The organism is Amycolatopsis sp. MJM2582, from assembly GCF_000754115.1.
GTDB classification, from domain to species: domain Bacteria; phylum Actinomycetota; class Actinomycetes; order Mycobacteriales; family Pseudonocardiaceae; genus Amycolatopsis; species Amycolatopsis japonica.
In genome coordinates, this window is the sequence record NZ_JPLW01000001.1 from 1,084,812 (window position 1) to 1,099,046 (window position 14,235).

Genomic DNA, 14,235 nt, shown 5'->3' on the forward strand with positions numbered 1-14,235 from the left:
GGCGATCAGTAGGCGAAGGCCAGCGCGTCGTCATCGCCGTCACCGCCTTCCGAGTCGCTGTTCTTGCTGGTCGAGGCCGGTTTTTTGGGTGGCATGACGGCGTCGACGCCGCCGCGGACGTACTTGCGCATCAGGTAGACCTCGACGACGCCGAGCACCGCGTAGACGGTCGTCAGAGCGATCAGCGAAGTCCACACCTCGCCTGTGGACAACTTCGAGACCGCCTGCGCGGTGAACATCCACACCCCGTCGACACCGGTCGGATTCGGCACCACCACGAACGGCTGACGGCCCATCTCGGTGAAGATCCACCCGGCGCTGTTGCCGATGAACGGCGTCGCGATCCCGCCGAGCACGAGCCACGGGAACCAGCGTTGCCCGGGGATCCGGCCACGCCGGGTCAGCCACAGCGCGAGCACCCCGATCCCGGCCGAGATCGCGCCGAAGCCGATCATCGCGCGGAAGCCCCAGTAGGTCACCGGAAGGCTGGGCACGTAGTCGATCGGCTTGCCCGCGAGCGAACCGAGCTGCGGGTCGTCCGGGTAGTTCGTGCCGTACTTCGCCTGGTACTCGGTGATCAGGTTCTCCACGCCCTTGACCTCGGTCGTGAAGTCGTTGTGCGCCAGGAACGAGAGCAGCGCGGGCACGGTGAAGGTCTTGACGTCTTCGCAGTTCGCGTTCCGCACGTCGCCGATCGCGATGATCGAGAAGCTCGCCGGTTTCTCCGTATGGCACAACGCTTCCGCCGAGGCCATCTTCATCGGCTGCTGCTCGAACATCAGCTTGCCCTGCACGTCGCCGGTGATCGCCAGCACCGCGAACGCCACCACACCGGTCCAGCCGCCGAGACGCAACGACGAACGCCACACCGCGCGGTGCTCGTCGTCCTCCGAACGCTTGCGCCACAGCCGCCAGCCGGCCACACCGACCAGGAACGCCGCCGCCACCGAGAACGCCCCCGCGAGCGTGTGCGGGATCGCGGCAAGCGCGGTGTTGTTCGTCAGCACCGCCCAGATCGAGTTCATCGTCGGCTTCCCGTCGACGAACTCGACCCCGACCGGGTGCTGCATCCACGAGTTCGCCGCCAGGATGAAGTACGCGGACGCCACGGTCGCCAGCGAATACGCCCACGCGCACGCCAGGTGGACCTTCTTCGGCAGCTTGTCCCAGCCGAAGATCCACAGCCCCAGGAAGGTCGACTCGACGAAGAACGCGACGAGCCCTTCCATCGCCAGCGGCGCGCCGAACACGTCGCCGACGAACCGCGAGTACGCGCTCCAGTTCATCCCGAACTGGAACTCCTGCACGATGCCGGTGACCACGCCCATCGCGAAGTTGACCAGCAGGAGCTTCCCCCAGAACTTGGTCATCTTCAGATAGCGCACGTCACCCGTGCGGACCCACGCCGTCTGCATCCCGGCGACCAGGACCGAAAGCCCGATGGTCAGCGGGACCATCAGGAAGTGATAGACGGTGGTTATGCCGAACTGCCACCGAGCGAGATCGAGAACCTCCACGCCTCAAGCCTGCTCAACGCCCGATGAGCCCGCCAGTTCAAGTGGTCCCGATCTCGCCGGGACGTAGGTCCCGCGCCCTGGTCAGCCGAGGCTCGCGAGCGTGAGACGCGCCTCATCGGCGACCTGCCGCCGCAGGCCCGTGTCCCCCAGCGTCAGCACGTGGGCCAGCGCCAACGCGTATGCCGTGTCGAAAGCGTCCTCGACATCGACGGCGATGTCGGGCTGGACGCCGACGCCTTCCCAGTTGGTCCCCGTGACCGGGTTCACGGCCCGTCCACCCGGGACGGTGACATCCAGATGGGTGTCCACATTGAACTGCTTTCGCGGATTCGCCCCGCCGCCGGTGACCGCGCCCACCGTCTTCGCCCGCCCCAGTTGCTGCAGCGAGTAGCTCAGATCCTCGGCACCGGAGAACGTCGTCGGCCCGGTGAGCACCCACACCGGCTTGTCCGGGCCGAACTTGCGCCCCGGCACGTACGGCTGCGTCCAGAACTGGTTGGTCACGTCACCGTCGCGCAGATAGATGCTGTTGAAATGGACGGGCTCGCCGACCAGGTAGCTGATCAGCAGCGCGACCGCGGACGGGTCACCGCCCCGGTTTTCCCGGACGTCGATGAGCAGCGCGTCGGTAGTGGCGAGCAGCGTCATCGCCGCGGCGAGGGCCTCGCCCGCGATGTCCGGCCCGTAGAACAGCTTGGTCTCCAAGTAGCCGACGTTCCCGGCGAGCCGCCGCACCGACGCGATGCCGTGGCAGTTCAGCTCCGCCTCACGCCGGAATTCCTCGGGATCGTACGACTCACCGTCGACCTCGGGCAGCGGGTCGACGTGGTACCGCAGCCGCAGATGTTTGTCCCCGTTGACCGACTGCAGGTCTCCGGTGACCGCGGCGGCGAACGCTTGATCGTCGAGCCCCGCGTACGCGCCGTCACTCAGCCTCGCCCGTAGCAACACCGTCAGCTTCTCGGCGACATCGGGGAACACGTAGTGGTCCTGCAGGCGCCTGCACACGTCTTCGATCCGCGCTCTCTCGTCCATGCCCGGCGACGCTACCAGCGAAGCCTGAAAAAAGAATTCGGTTTGCCGAAAACTCAATTCCGCCCGGCCAACGAATACAATTCGCCCGCACATGCCGACCGATTCGGAAAAGCCATCAGCTTGCCTTTTTCTGAATCGCCCCTTTATCGTTGCAGTGAAAGGGGTGAAGAACCATCATGTCTAGCTCGATGCTGGCGCTGATCAGCGCGTTCGGCCTGGTACTGGCCGTGGAGCTGCCGGACAAGACCCTCGTCGCCACTTTGGTTCTCACCACTCGTTTTCGCGCGTGGCCGGTATTCGTCGGCGTCACCGCCGCATTCGCCGTGCAATCCGCGATCGCGGCCACGTTCGGCAGTGTCCTCACTTTGCTGCCGGAGGCGCTGGTGACCGCGATCGTCGCCGCGATGTTCGGTGTCGGCGCGTACATGCTCCTTCGCGAAGGGTTCAGTCCCGCCAAGGACGGCGGAGAGGACGCCTCGCGTTCCGGTCCCGGTCCCGCGACCTTCCTCCGCTCCGCGCTGACGTCGTTCGGCGTGCTCTTCGCCGCCGAGTGGGGCGACGCGTCCCAGCTCGCGACGGCCAGCCTCACGGCCCGCTTCGGCAACCCGTTCGCGGTCGGCCTCGGCTCCTTCTGCGCGCTGATCGCCGTCGCCGGTCTGGCCGTCTTCATCGGCGCGAAGGTCCGTAGCCGGATCCGCCCCAAGCTCATCCAACGCGTCGCGGGCTTCGTCTTCGCCGGTTTCTCGCTGTTCGCGCTGGCCCAGCTCGCCTTCTGAGGCGCACGGGGTTTTCACAGGTTCGCCGGGTAACCTTTCGGGAACGAAAAGGTGAACACCCGCCCCGACGTGCCTGGAGAAACCGGTCGTGACCTCGCCGAAGACACTCGCAGTCTCCCCTGTGCACGGCAGGCTCGCGGTCTTCGGCATGGCCGTCGCCGTCGCCATCTCGATCGACCTGCACCTGAGGCTCTCCAGCCAGGTCAGCCCGATCTGGCAGACGCTGTCGGAGTACGTCTACGGCTACCTCTCGCCCGGTTCGACGGCGGCCCCGTTGTTCGGCGCGATGTGCCTGGCACTGGGGTTCGGTTCGCTCGCGCTGCTCGGCGGGATCGCGAAGGCGCACCGCAAGGGCTACGAATCCGTTCTGGTCCTGCTCGGTGTCTGGTGCGCCGGGCTGTTCGTCCTCGCGCTCATCCCCGTCGATCCCGAAGGTCAGGCCCGGTCACTGGCGGGCCAGATCCACAACTACGCCGCGCTGGCGGCCTTTCTCGCGCTGCCCGCCGCCGCCTGGGTGCTGACCCGCCCGGGCCGCGCGCGCTGCCCGTGGGAGCCGCGCCGCACGACGATCCGGCGGCTTTCGGTGGCCAGCTTCGCCGCGGTGGTGATCGTGCTCGGCGGCTTCGTCTGGACGATGCTCACCGGCCCGTCGCATCAGGAGGTCACGCTCGGCCTGTTCGAGCGGCTGCTGTTCGCGATCGACCTCACGCTGCTGGCGACGATGGTGCGCCCGCTGCTCAGCCACCGCTGAGGCGCTACTCGGGCTGCTTCAGCACCTCGGCGAGCCGGACGGCGGCCGCCACGACCGCGGGCCCCACCACGGAGGCATCGAGCGGCTCGAGGGACACGACGCCGACGCTGGCCTTCAATCCCGGCACTCCGCGCACGGGCGCGGCGACCCCGGAGGCGCCCGCCTCCAGCTCACCCGACGAGGTGACCCAGCCTTCGCCGCCGCCAGGACGCAGCGTCATCGCCTTGCCCGCCGCGCCGGCGGACAGCGGATGCCGGGTGCCGACGCGGTAGGCGACGTGGAAGCTCGTCCACGACGGTTCGACGACCGCGACGGCCTGCGCCTGGTCCCCCTGCGCGACCGACAGATGCGCCGTCGCGCCGACCTTCTCCGCCAGCTCGCGCAGCACCGGCCGCGCGGCCTCACGCAGCTGCGGGAGAACCTGCCCGGCGAGCCGGAGCAGGCCGACACCCAGCCGCACCTTGTTGCCGTCACGCCACACCAGGCCGCGTTCTGACAGCGGGACGAGCAGCCGGTAGACGGCGGCCCGGCTCGCGCCGATGGCGACGGCGAGTTCGGAGATCGTCGCCGCCTCGCCACCGGCGTCCGCGACCGCTTGCAGCAGCGCGAGACCCCGGTCGAGGGTGAGTGACCCTTCGCGGGTCACAACAACCCGAGTTCCCCGAGATCGGCGACCGGCTCGTCGAACGAGGCCGCCGCGTAGGACGCGAAGAGCCCTCGAACCGCCTTCGCCGCCTCGTCCGACATCCCCTTGGCCTCGGCGGCCAGTGCGGCGCCGTCGGTCGATTCGAGGGCGGCGCGCACGTCGCCGCCGGAGAGGCAGCGCGCGGACGCCACGATCAGGTTCAGGAACCCGTGGTGGGTGAAGCCGCTCGACTCCTCGGTGTGCCGGACGGCGCGGTGCAGGCTGTTCGTCGCCTTGAACGACGCCCCGGTCGAGCCGCTGACCACGGCGAGGAAGTCCGCGACCTCGTCGACGCTGGGGAAGTTCTCGCCCGCCTTGCCGCCGCAGCGGATCTTCGGCCAGCTGCCGTGCTCGATCACCTTCCGCACGCCGTCCAGCCAGCCGACGCCGCGCCGCGGCTCGACCACGCGGATGACGTCCTCGGGCACGAACTCGGAGACGCGCTCCAGCCAGACCTCGTCGACGTCCGACGGCGCCGGCATCTCCACCATGCGCAGGCTGAGGATCTCGCTGCGCGATTCGACGATCGAGATCGCCTTCGGGACCCCGCCGAGGCCGGTGTCGATGATCAGCGACAGCGGCAGCGGTTCCTTGGGTTTGATCTTGATGAGTTCGGTGATGAGCTCGGGCAGCCTCGACGCCTGGCACAGGAACACACCGAGGACGCCGGAGTGCTCACCGGCCCTCGACGCGAAGTGCGCACGCAGCGCTTCGGGCATGGACGCCTCACCGGGCGGGAACAACGCCGAGTCGTCGACGAGCCGCGCGAACAGGGGAGGGATTCCTCGGGGGCCGGGTGGCGTGAGTTCCACAGCGCTTGACACGACTGACACGCTAGTAGCGTACGACATCAGGACAAAATCGTTCGCACAACGGACACGTTCCGGGGAGATTCCGATGCCTTACTACCGGCAGGTAGGCGAGATCCCGCACAAACGCCACACGGCGTTCCGCAAGCCCGACGGGGGCCTGTACGCCGAGGAACTGATGGGTGTCGAGGGCTTCTCGGCGGACTCGGCGCTGCTCTATCACCGCGGCCTGCCGACGGCGATCGTCGACGCCGTCGCGATCGAGGACGAACGCGGCCCGATCACCCCGAACCATCCGCTCAAGCCCCGCGCCTTCAAAACCCACGACCTCAAGTTCGGCGACGCCGACGCGGTCACCGACCGGCGGCGGCTGTTCGGCAACGCCGACGTCACCATCGGCTTCGTCCACGCGACCAAGCCTTCGCCGTTGTACCGCAACGCGGCGGGCGACGAGCTGTTCTACGTCCAGGGCGGCGGCGCGACCGTCGAGACGATCTACGGCTCGTTGGAGGTCGGCGACGGCGACTACCTCGTCATCCCGACATCGTGCACCTATCGCGTGCTCCCGCACGGTGACGACGGGGTCAAGCTGCTGACCATCGAGGCTCGCGGCCACATCGGCCCGCCGAAGCGTTACCTGTCGGCGAAGGGCCAGTTCCTGGAGCACTCGCCGTACTGCGAGCGCGACATCCGCGGGCCGTCCGAGCCGCTGGTCGTCGACGGCACCGACGTCGAGGTCCTCGTGCGCCATCGCGCCGGGCTGACGCGCTACACCTACGCGACCCACCCGTTCGACGTCGTCGGCTGGGACGGCTGCCTGTACCCGTGGGTGTTCAACATCGACGACTTCGAGCCCATCACCGGCCGCGTGCACCAGCCGCCGCCCGTGCACCAGACGTTCGAGGGCCCGAACTTCGTGGTCTGCTCGTTCTGCCCGCGCAAGGTCGACTACCACCCCGAGTCGATCCCGGTGCCGTACAACCACGCGAACGTCGACTCGGACGAGCTGATGTTCTACGTCCGTGGGAATTACGAGGCGCGCAAGGGCTCCGGGATCGAGGTCGGCTCGCTTTCGCTGCACCCGTCCGGCTTCACGCACGGGCCGCAGCCCGGTGCGGCCGAGGCGTCGATCGGGGCGCAGTTCTTCGACGAGACCGCGGTCATGGTGGACACCTTCGCGCCGCTGGATCTCGGCGAGGCGGCCGACGCGTCGGAGGATCACGGCTACGCGTGGACCTGGTCCGGCCGCGGCCCCGGCGCTTAGTGACACGCATTTAGTCCTCTAAATGCGGGCCCACGCATTTAGAGGACTAAATGCGGCGTGGGGTGGCGGGATAAGTACCGCCACGGCCGCAACGGTTCGGCAACGCCAAGCCGGACAAGGCGAAACCTCCGGATAATCGGTGTCCCCACCGGCGGAGGTTCTCCATGGTCGTGAATCCTCAGCAGTCCCGCGGCGGCCGCAAGGTCCTGGCGTTCGTGGCCGCGGCGGTGGTCGCCATCGGCCTGATCATCGGCTTGCGCGCGCTCACGAGCGACTCCGGCGAGGAGGCCGTGGCAGCGAAGTGCACGACGGGCGACGCGGTCAAGCTGCAGGTGTCGTCTTCGCCGGAAAAGGCGGGCGTGGTCGCCGAGATCGCCCAGGGCTACAGCGGCCGCACGGTGGCCGGACGCTGCGTCGACGTGCTCGTGCAGTCGAAGTCGTCCGGCACCGCGATGCAGGCGCTGTCCCGCGGCTGGAACGAGGCGGTGGACGGCCCGCGGCCGGACGTCTGGACGCCCGCCGCGTCCGGCTGGGTGAACCTGTTGCGCCAGAACCTCACCGGTTCCGATCACCCCGCGCTGGTCCCCGAAGGTGACCCGGAATCGGTCGCGAACGCGCCGCTGGTCGTCGCGATGCCGAAGCCGATGGCCGAAGCGCTCGGCTGGCCCGGCAAGGGCATCGGCTGGAAGGATCTCGCCGCGCTCGCCACGGATCCGCAGGGCTGGGCGAAATACGGCCATCCGGAATGGGGGAAGTTCCGGCTGGGCAAGACGAATCCGAACATCTCGACGTCCGGTCTGAACGCCACCATCGGCGCCTACTACGCGGCAACGGGCACGTCTTCGGACCTCACCGCGAACGCGCTCGCGAAACCCGAGGCGCGGACGTTCGTGCAGAACGTCGAGCAGGCCATCGTCCACTACGGCGACAACACGCTGACGTTCCTGACGAACCTGCAGAAGGCCGACGACCGCGGCGCCGCGATGTCGTACATCTCGGCGGTGACGGTCGAGGAGAACTCGCTCGTCGGGTACAACCAGGGCAATCCCACGAACGATCCGGCGAAACGCGGTCAGCACGCGCCGCCGAAGGTGCCCCTGGTCGGGATCTACCCGAGCGACGGCACGCTCAATTCCGACCACCCGTTCACCGTGCTGAACTGGGCCGACGACATCCACAAGCAGGTCGCGGCGGACTTCCTCGCGCATCTGCGCGGTGCCGAAGCGCAGCGGAAGTTCAGCGACATCGGCTTCCGCACGTTCGACGGCAAACCCGGCTCGCAGACCACGAAGGAGAACGGCGCCGAGCCGGACTCGAAGCTCAACCTGATCCGCCCGCCGAGCCCGCCGGTGCTGACCGAGGTGCTGAAGTCGTGGAAGGACCTGCGGAAGAAGGCGAACGTGCTGCTGGTCGTCGACGTCTCCGGTTCGATGGGCGACGGCGTCAGCGGCACCGGGAAGAACAAGATGGATCTCGCGAAGCAGGCCGCCGTGGCGTCGTTGCCGCAGTTCAGCGACGCCGACAAGGTCGGGCTGTGGATGTTTTCGACGAAACTGGACGGCGACAAGGACTACGCCGAACTCCGGCCGGTGTCGCCGATCGGCGGTGAACCGGGCAGACAGGAACTGGCGTCGCGGCTGAACGGGCTGACCCCGCAGAACGGGACGGGGCTCTACGACTCGTCGCTGGCGGCCTACGAGTTCATGAAGCAGCGGCTGGATCCGGACGCGATCAACGCGGTCGTCGTGCTCACCGACGGCCGGAACGAGGATCCGGGCGGGATCGATCTGCCGAACCTGGTCGGGCAACTGCGGACCGAAGGCGGTGGCGAGGCGGTGCGGCTGTTCACCATCGCCTACGGCTCGGACGCGGATCTGAACGTGCTCAAGGAGATCGCCGAGACCACCCAGGGCGTCGGGTACGACTCGTCCAAACCGGATTCGATCGACCAGGTCTTCACCGCCGTGATCTCGAATTTCTGAGATCCTCGGATATGCGCTTCGTCCGTGAGCTAGCCGAACCGTGGGGACTGCTCCTCGCGGCGACGTCGGCGGGGGCCGCCTGGGCGGTGCAGCTGCCGACGCTCGCCGCGCTCGGCGTCGGCGTGACCGTACTCGCCGCCCGCGCCGGGGTCGCCGCCGCCACGCGTCCGAAACCGTTGCCGGAGCCCGAAGAACGGCCGCTACCCGACGTCGAGCCCGGTTCCCCCGAGGCGGGCTGGGTGCGGCGCGCGGAAGCGGCGGCCGACGGCTTCCGCTCGATCTCCGCTTCGCTCGACACCGGTCCGCTCGCGGATCGGGTGGCCGCCATGGAGCCGGTGGTGCGGGAAACCGTCGACACCCTCCGGCGGCTGGCCGCTCGCACGTCCGCCACCGGGAAAGCGTTGGCACGGGTGGACCTCGGCGCGGTGTCGGCCGAGAAAGCCCGGCTGCGAAAGGAATTGAAGACCGCCGACGACGACATCCGCGGTGACCTGACCCAGTCGCTCGAATCGGTGCAGGCACAGGAAGACGTCCACACGCGACTGTCGAGCGCGCAGCGGAAACTGGTGGCACAGCTGCGATCCGGCGCGCTCGGCCTCGACGGTCTGGTCGCCAGGGCGGCCGAGCTCTCGGCCGCCACCGGCGACGCGCTGCTCGACACCACGACGATCGGCGAGTTGAGCGAGCAGCTGGAAGGGATCCGGCGGGGTGTCGTGGAGACCGAGGAGGCGACGCGGCGCTCGCTCAGTTGAATCTGACCCGGCCGGCTTCAAGGTCGAGAGGTCATCGCGGGAACTGCCACGTCTTGACTGTCCACAAGGGACACCTTCCGCGATTCAGGTGCCCGATTTGGACACTTTGAGCGGTATTGCCTGGGGGTCGTGAGTGGCGATGATCGTTCTAACGCTCTTTACCACTCACGACCCCCCGCACAAACCGCGTAAAGCACCCAGATCAGACATCTGCCGTCGCAGGTATCCCTTATGCGCGGGCCGTCCGGCAAACCCGGCCAACCGTCACCGCCCGAATCTGACCGGCCCGAAAACCGCGCACCCCGGCACACCGGCCTTCGCCGTCTTCCCCGCCGACGGCACGCCGAGCACCCACAGCCGTCCGGTGGCGGCGATGTTGGCGGCCAGCGACGGATCCGAACCGCCCGCGGTGACGGTGACCTCGCGGCCGTCGGGCAGCACCGTCCGGCCTTTCACCGTGACCATGCCGAAGAGGTTGACCGACGCCGGCCCGGACACGACGGCGAGTTCGGTCCACCGCGGCTCGGGTGACGGCCGGGCGACCACGATGGCCGCGATACCGAGCCCGATCGTCGCGAGGACACAGAGGGCGGCCAGCACGCGCGTGTTCGACACGAGGAGGCTGTCGCGGTCGGGATAGTCGAAGGCGACCCAGAGCGAGAAGGCGGCCGCCACCAGCGTGATCCCGGCGCCCAACAGGTAGTACGAACCCAGCAGCCGTCCTTGCAGGGTGACCAGCCGTCCCGGTGTGACCGGCTCGGCCGCCAACGGCACCGAACCCCGCACCGGCGCGTCCCGGAACGCGCCGCGCCGGGGGCCGATGACACCGGGCAGCACGAAGAACGGGCCGAGCACCCACAGCCGCCGTTGCGCCGCCAATTGCGCTCGCAGCGGGGCGGGCAGCCGGAACACGAGCCACCGGCCGTCGAGCGGGACACTCACCCGGGAACCGGCGACGACGACTCCGTCCAGCCCGCTCACCAGGCGGAACGGTTTGCCGGTGAGCTTCCGCATCGGCGACGATCCGGCAAGGACGAGGTAGCCGAAGTAGAGCGAAACCGGTGTCATGAAGCAGAGCAGGAAGGCGGGCGCGGCGATTCCGAACCGTCCTGACACCGCCAGGAAGACGCCGAGCACCACGAGCAACCCGGACGCGAAGGACGTCGTTCCGGCGGTCAGGGTGAGACGGTCGAGAAGGGGTGTCAGGACCGGCATGTTCTTCGCCGGAATTCCTTCGGGTGGTTCGAGCACCCGGATTCTGTGGTCTTCCACCAGGTCAACGTATACGTGTGCGGTGAGACGTGATCCAGGCTACTTCCACTCGGCAGCCAGATCAGGTTAGGCTAACCTAACCAGGAGGTGAGCCGTGACCACACCGACGTCCATCCGCCGCCCGCCGGCGCCGAACCCCGCGGAACGCGCGAAGACGATCGCCACCCGCAACGGGCCGGCGACGCTGATGCCGACCGCCGAGCAGCGTGACCTGCCGGGACAGTGCGGGCGGGTCATCCCCGAGCTGCACCACGTGCACCCGAGCGGCAGCGTCAGCATCCTGCTGCCGGACGAGCACCACCTGGTGAAACGCGCGCACGAGGCACAGCGCGGCGAGCTCGCGGTGATGGTCGAACTGACCGATCAGGCGCCGGTCGACCTGCGCGAACCCGTTCGCGGGCTGCTGTGGATCACGGGCTGGCTCCGGCCGCTTTCCGCGGTGTCGGCGCGGGCCCGCGCGGTCTCCATCGCCGAAACCCGGCCGGACGAGCGGCTGCTGGACGTCGGGCACGGCCTGACCCTGCTGCGGCTGACCCCGGCGTCGCTGGTGCTCGCGGACGCCGAGGGCACGCATTCGCTCCGGCCGCACATGTTCAGCGCCGCGCCGCCGGATCCCTTCCACGACTACGAGGCCGGGTGGCTGCGGCATTTGGAGACCGACCACGCCGACGTCGTCCAGCAGCTCGCCAAGCACGTGCCCGCCGAGCTGCGCGGCGGCTGGATCCGGCCGCTCGGGCTGGACCGCTACGGGCTGCGGCTGCGCGTCGAGGCCGACTCCGGCGACCACGACGTCCGGCTGGCGTTCTCGCGGCCGGTCGAAGGGCCGCAGCAGTTGAGCGGCGAGATCCGCCGACTGGTCGGTTGTCCTTACTTTCCCCAGGGTTAGGCGAGTTCCGCCGGGAAGCCGCCCTTGGCGATCGGGCCCCACGAGTCGATGGTGACGCGGATGATGCTCTTGCCCTGCTTCACCATCGCTTCGCGGTATTCGTCCCAGTCGGGATGCTCACCGGAGATCGCGCGGAAGTAGTCGACCAGCGGCTCGACCGAGTCGGGGAGGTCGAGCACCTCGGCGGTGCCGTTCAGCTGGACCCACTGGTCGTTCCACTCGTCGGAAAGGACACAGGCGGACACCTTCGGCTCGCGTCGGATGTTGACGACCTTCGCGCGCTTCGGATACGTCGAGATGACCAAGCGGCCTTCCGCGTCGACTCCGCAGGTCACCGGCGAAAGCTGGGGGCCGCCGTCCGCCTTGGTGGTCATGAGGATGGCGCGGTGACGGGTGGACAGGAAGTCGACGAGCGCGGCCCGGTCGACGGTTTCGTTGGTCGCGATACTCCTTGCCATGACCCGACGGTAACGTGCGGCCGATGAGCTGGCTGCGTCCCGAACGCCCGGCGCTGCCGGAATTCGTGGAAGATCCGGCGCGCCGCCGCGCGATCGTCATCGAACTGGTCGTCGTCTTCGGCATCACCCTCGGCCTGTCCGGGCTCCGCAGCCTGCTGTCCCTTGTGGACTCGCTGCTGCAGCCGGTTCCGCTCGCGCAGCAACAGGCGCAGCTGAACGTCCCCCAGGCGACCCTGAGCCTGCTCGACCTGCTCAAACAGCTCCTGAGCGCCGGCCAGCTGATCGGCTGGGGCGCGCTCGGGCTGTACCTGTTGTGGCGCGGCGGGATGAAGCTGGCGGAGATCGGGCTCGACAGGCGGCGTCCCGGCCGCGACGTCGTCCACGGGCTCCTGCTCGCCGCGGTGATCGGGATTCCGGGACTCGGGCTGTACTTCCTCTCCTACAACCTCGGATTCAGCCTGTCGGTGCAACCGTCCACTTTGGGCGAGACGTGGTGGCGTCCGATCACGCTGACGTTGTCGGCCTTCGGGAACGCGTTCGCCGAAGAGGTGCTCGTCGTCGCGTACCTGCTGACCCGGCTGCGGCAGCTCGGCTGGCGCGAGAACACCTCACTGGTCGCGTCTTCGGTGCTTCGCGGGTCGTATCACCTGTATCAGGGTTTCGGCGGTTTCGTCGGCAACGTCGTGATGGGCCTGGTGTTCGGCAGGCTGTGGCAGAAGACGAACCGGCTGTGGCCGCTGATCGCCGCGCACACCGCGCTGGATTTCGTTTCCTTCGTCGGATACGCGCTGCTCAAAGGGCGAGTTTCCTGGCTTCCCTAGCTAGGGTGAAACCGTGATTGACGAGACGACTCCACCCCGAGTTGACAGCGAAGTCGGCCCCCTGCGCGCGGTACTGCTGCACAGGCCCGGCAACGAGCTCAAAAGGCTCACGCCTCGCAACAACGACCAGCTCCTGTTCGATTCCATCCCCTGGGTGGACCGCGCGCAGGAGGAGCACGACGCGTTCGCCGAGGTGCTGCGCGGCCGTGGCGTCGAGGTGCTGCTGCTGGCCGACGCGCTGCGCACGGCGCTCTCGGACACCCGCGCCCACGCGGCGGGCGTGCACGCGGCCGTCGACGAGCGCCGCCTCGGGCCCGACCTGGCCGATTCGCTCCGCTCCCACCTTTCGAGCGCGGCACCGGCGACGCTGGCCGAGGTCCTGATGGCCGGGATGACCTTCGAGGAACTTCCGGCCGCCGAGGGCGCCTCCCTGGTCCGGCTGATGAACCACCCGAACGACTTCGCCGTCGATCCGCTGCCGAACCTGCTGTTCACCCGTGACTCGTCGGCGTGGATCGGCGACCGCGTCGCGGTCTCCTCGCTCACCATGCCCGCGCGCGTCCGCGAAACCGCGGTGCTGGACCTCATCTACGCCTACCACCCCTGGTTCCGCCACGCCGCCCGCGCGTACGGCGCGCATTCGGCGCCGATCGAAGGCGGCGACGTCATGCTGCTCTCGCCGGGCGTCCTCGCCATCGGCGTCGGCGAGCGGACGACCGCGGCGGGTGCCGAGTCGCTGGCCCGGTCCGTGTTCGCCGACGGGATCGCGCACACCGTGCTCGCCGTCCCGATCCAGCAGACCCGCGCGACCATGCATCTGGACACCGTCTGCACGATGGTCGCGGCCGACGCGGTCGTCATGTATCCGCTTTCCCGTGATTCACTGACCGCATTCACCATGCGACCGACCGACGACGGTTCGGTGAAGGTGGAAGGCCCCGCCCCATTCCTCACCGCGGCCGCCGAAGCAATGGAAATCGAACGGCTCCGCGTCATCGACACCGGCCTCGATCCGGTCACCGCCGAACGCGAGCAATGGGACGACGGGAACAACACCCTCGCCCTCGCGCCCGGCGTGGTCATCGGGTACGAACGTAATGTGGAAACCAACGCGCGCCTGGAGGAAGCCGGGATCGAGGTCCTGGCCATCACGGGGTCCGAGCTGGGCTCCGGCCGCGGCGGCCCGCGCTGCATGTCGTGCCCGATCCGGCGCGAAAGCATCTGAAA

14 protein-coding genes are annotated in these 14,235 nt (G+C 68.6%); 8 read left to right on the forward strand and 6 right to left on the reverse strand.

The features are described 5' to 3' along the window. Nucleotides 1-5: 5 nt before the first annotated feature. Together ED92_RS05370 and ED92_RS05375 are read right to left on the reverse strand one after the other, a co-directional pair. Entirely contained in the window at nucleotides 6-1,517 is a 1,512-nt protein-coding gene (locus ED92_RS05370) for a cytochrome ubiquinol oxidase subunit I (protein WP_037333621.1), read from the reverse strand. Nucleotides 1,518-1,598: 81 nt separating this feature from the next. Then, nucleotides 1,599-2,552 (reverse strand): S41 family peptidase, encoded by a 954-nt coding sequence (locus ED92_RS05375; RefSeq protein WP_037333624.1) that lies wholly within the window; start codon nucleotides 2,550-2,552, stop codon nucleotides 1,599-1,601. 188 nt (nucleotides 2,553-2,740) lie between these two features. On the opposite strand from ED92_RS05375, the gene ED92_RS05380 reads away from it, so the two are divergent. Next, the gene (locus tag ED92_RS05380) at nucleotides 2,741-3,328 is read left to right on the forward strand and encodes a TMEM165/GDT1 family protein (protein ID WP_037333627.1); all 588 of its coding nucleotides are present in this window, start codon (nucleotides 2,741-2,743) and stop codon (nucleotides 3,326-3,328) included. Nucleotides 3,329-3,416: 88 nt separating this feature from the next. After that, nucleotides 3,417-4,079 carry a DUF998 domain-containing protein gene (locus ED92_RS05385; RefSeq protein WP_037333630.1) on the forward strand — a complete coding sequence of 221 codons (663 nt, stop codon included), beginning with the start codon at nucleotides 3,417-3,419 and terminating at the stop codon, nucleotides 4,077-4,079. Nucleotides 4,080-4,083: 4 nt separating this feature from the next. Here ED92_RS05385 and ED92_RS05390 read toward each other — a convergent pair whose 3' ends face one another. Both ED92_RS05390 and ED92_RS05395 read right to left on the reverse strand, forming a co-directional pair. Continuing rightward, on the reverse strand, nucleotides 4,084-4,725 hold the full coding sequence (locus tag ED92_RS05390; RefSeq protein WP_016330607.1) for an IclR family transcriptional regulator: 642 nt from the start codon (nucleotides 4,723-4,725) through the stop codon (nucleotides 4,084-4,086). Next, entirely contained in the window at nucleotides 4,722-5,576 is an 855-nt protein-coding gene (locus tag ED92_RS05395) for a hypothetical protein (RefSeq protein ID WP_016330606.1), read from the reverse strand. Before ED92_RS05395 ends, ED92_RS05390 begins: the two co-directional genes overlap by 4 nt. A gap of 85 nt (nucleotides 5,577-5,661) precedes the next feature. On the opposite strand from ED92_RS05395, the gene ED92_RS05400 reads away from it, so the two are divergent. The 3 genes from ED92_RS05400 to ED92_RS05410 all read left to right on the forward strand — a co-directional run bounded on the left by ED92_RS05400 (nucleotide 5,662) and on the right by ED92_RS05410 (nucleotide 9,571). After that, nucleotides 5,662-6,837, forward strand: a complete 1,176-nt coding sequence (locus ED92_RS05400; RefSeq protein WP_037333634.1) for a homogentisate 1,2-dioxygenase — start codon at nucleotides 5,662-5,664, stop codon at nucleotides 6,835-6,837. Between the two features lie 164 nt (nucleotides 6,838-7,001). Further along, nucleotides 7,002-8,819, forward strand: coding sequence for a substrate-binding and VWA domain-containing protein (locus ED92_RS05405; RefSeq protein ID WP_037333637.1), 1,818 nt, complete (start codon nucleotides 7,002-7,004; stop codon nucleotides 8,817-8,819). An 11-nt stretch (nucleotides 8,820-8,830) separates the two neighbouring features. Next, nucleotides 8,831-9,571, forward strand: a complete 741-nt coding sequence (locus ED92_RS05410; RefSeq protein ID WP_037333639.1) for a hypothetical protein — start codon at nucleotides 8,831-8,833, stop codon at nucleotides 9,569-9,571. A 264-nt stretch (nucleotides 9,572-9,835) separates the two neighbouring features. Here the strand turns inward: ED92_RS05410 and ED92_RS05415 are convergent, their stop codons facing one another. Continuing rightward, nucleotides 9,836-10,843: a hypothetical protein gene (locus ED92_RS05415; protein WP_037333642.1), complete on the reverse strand. Its 1,008-nt coding sequence runs from the start codon at nucleotides 10,841-10,843 to the stop codon at nucleotides 9,836-9,838. A gap of 94 nt (nucleotides 10,844-10,937) precedes the next feature. On the opposite strand from ED92_RS05415, the gene ED92_RS05420 reads away from it, so the two are divergent. After that, nucleotides 10,938-11,729 carry a DUF2470 domain-containing protein gene (locus ED92_RS05420; protein ID WP_037333646.1) on the forward strand — a complete coding sequence of 264 codons (792 nt, stop codon included), beginning with the start codon at nucleotides 10,938-10,940 and terminating at the stop codon, nucleotides 11,727-11,729. Here ED92_RS05420 and ED92_RS05425 read toward each other — a convergent pair. After that, entirely contained in the window at nucleotides 11,726-12,187 is a 462-nt protein-coding gene (locus ED92_RS05425; protein ID WP_037333649.1) for a PPOX class F420-dependent oxidoreductase, read from the reverse strand. The two genes, ED92_RS05420 and ED92_RS05425, sit on opposite strands and share 4 nt — an antisense overlap. Nucleotides 12,188-12,210: 23 nt before the next feature. Between ED92_RS05425 and ED92_RS05430 the strand changes: the two genes are divergently transcribed. Together ED92_RS05430 and ED92_RS05435 are read left to right on the forward strand one after the other, a co-directional pair. Then, nucleotides 12,211-13,008 carry a CPBP family intramembrane glutamic endopeptidase gene (locus ED92_RS05430; protein ID WP_037333652.1) on the forward strand — a complete coding sequence of 266 codons (798 nt, stop codon included), beginning with the start codon at nucleotides 12,211-12,213 and terminating at the stop codon, nucleotides 13,006-13,008. Between the two features lie 13 nt (nucleotides 13,009-13,021). Next, complete coding sequence (locus tag ED92_RS05435; protein WP_052120290.1) at nucleotides 13,022-14,233, forward strand: arginine deiminase; 1,212 nt, start codon at nucleotides 13,022-13,024, stop codon at nucleotides 14,231-14,233. Nucleotides 14,234-14,235: the final 2 nt, after the last annotated feature.

What these genes read in the sequence shown, in the direction of transcription:
- ED92_RS05375 (WP_037333624.1), bottom strand. Translation starts at nt 2,552, where the DNA reads ATGGACGAGAGAGCGCGGATCGAAGACGTGTGCAGGCGCCTGCAGGAC.
- ED92_RS05380 (WP_037333627.1), top strand. Translation starts at nt 2,741, where the DNA reads ATGCTGGCGCTGATCAGCGCGTTCGGCCTGGTACTGGCCGTGGAGCTG.
- ED92_RS05400 (WP_037333634.1), top strand. Translation starts at nt 5,662, where the DNA reads ATGCCTTACTACCGGCAGGTAGGCGAGATCCCGCACAAACGCCACACG.
- ED92_RS05405 (WP_037333637.1), top strand. Translation starts at nt 7,002, where the DNA reads ATGGTCGTGAATCCTCAGCAGTCCCGCGGCGGCCGCAAGGTCCTGGCG.
- ED92_RS05410 (WP_037333639.1), top strand. Translation starts at nt 8,831, where the DNA reads ATGCGCTTCGTCCGTGAGCTAGCCGAACCGTGGGGACTGCTCCTCGCG.
- ED92_RS05425 (WP_037333649.1), bottom strand. Translation starts at nt 12,187, where the DNA reads ATGGCAAGGAGTATCGCGACCAACGAAACCGTCGACCGGGCCGCGCTC.
- ED92_RS05430 (WP_037333652.1), top strand. Translation starts at nt 12,211, where the DNA reads ATGAGCTGGCTGCGTCCCGAACGCCCGGCGCTGCCGGAATTCGTGGAA.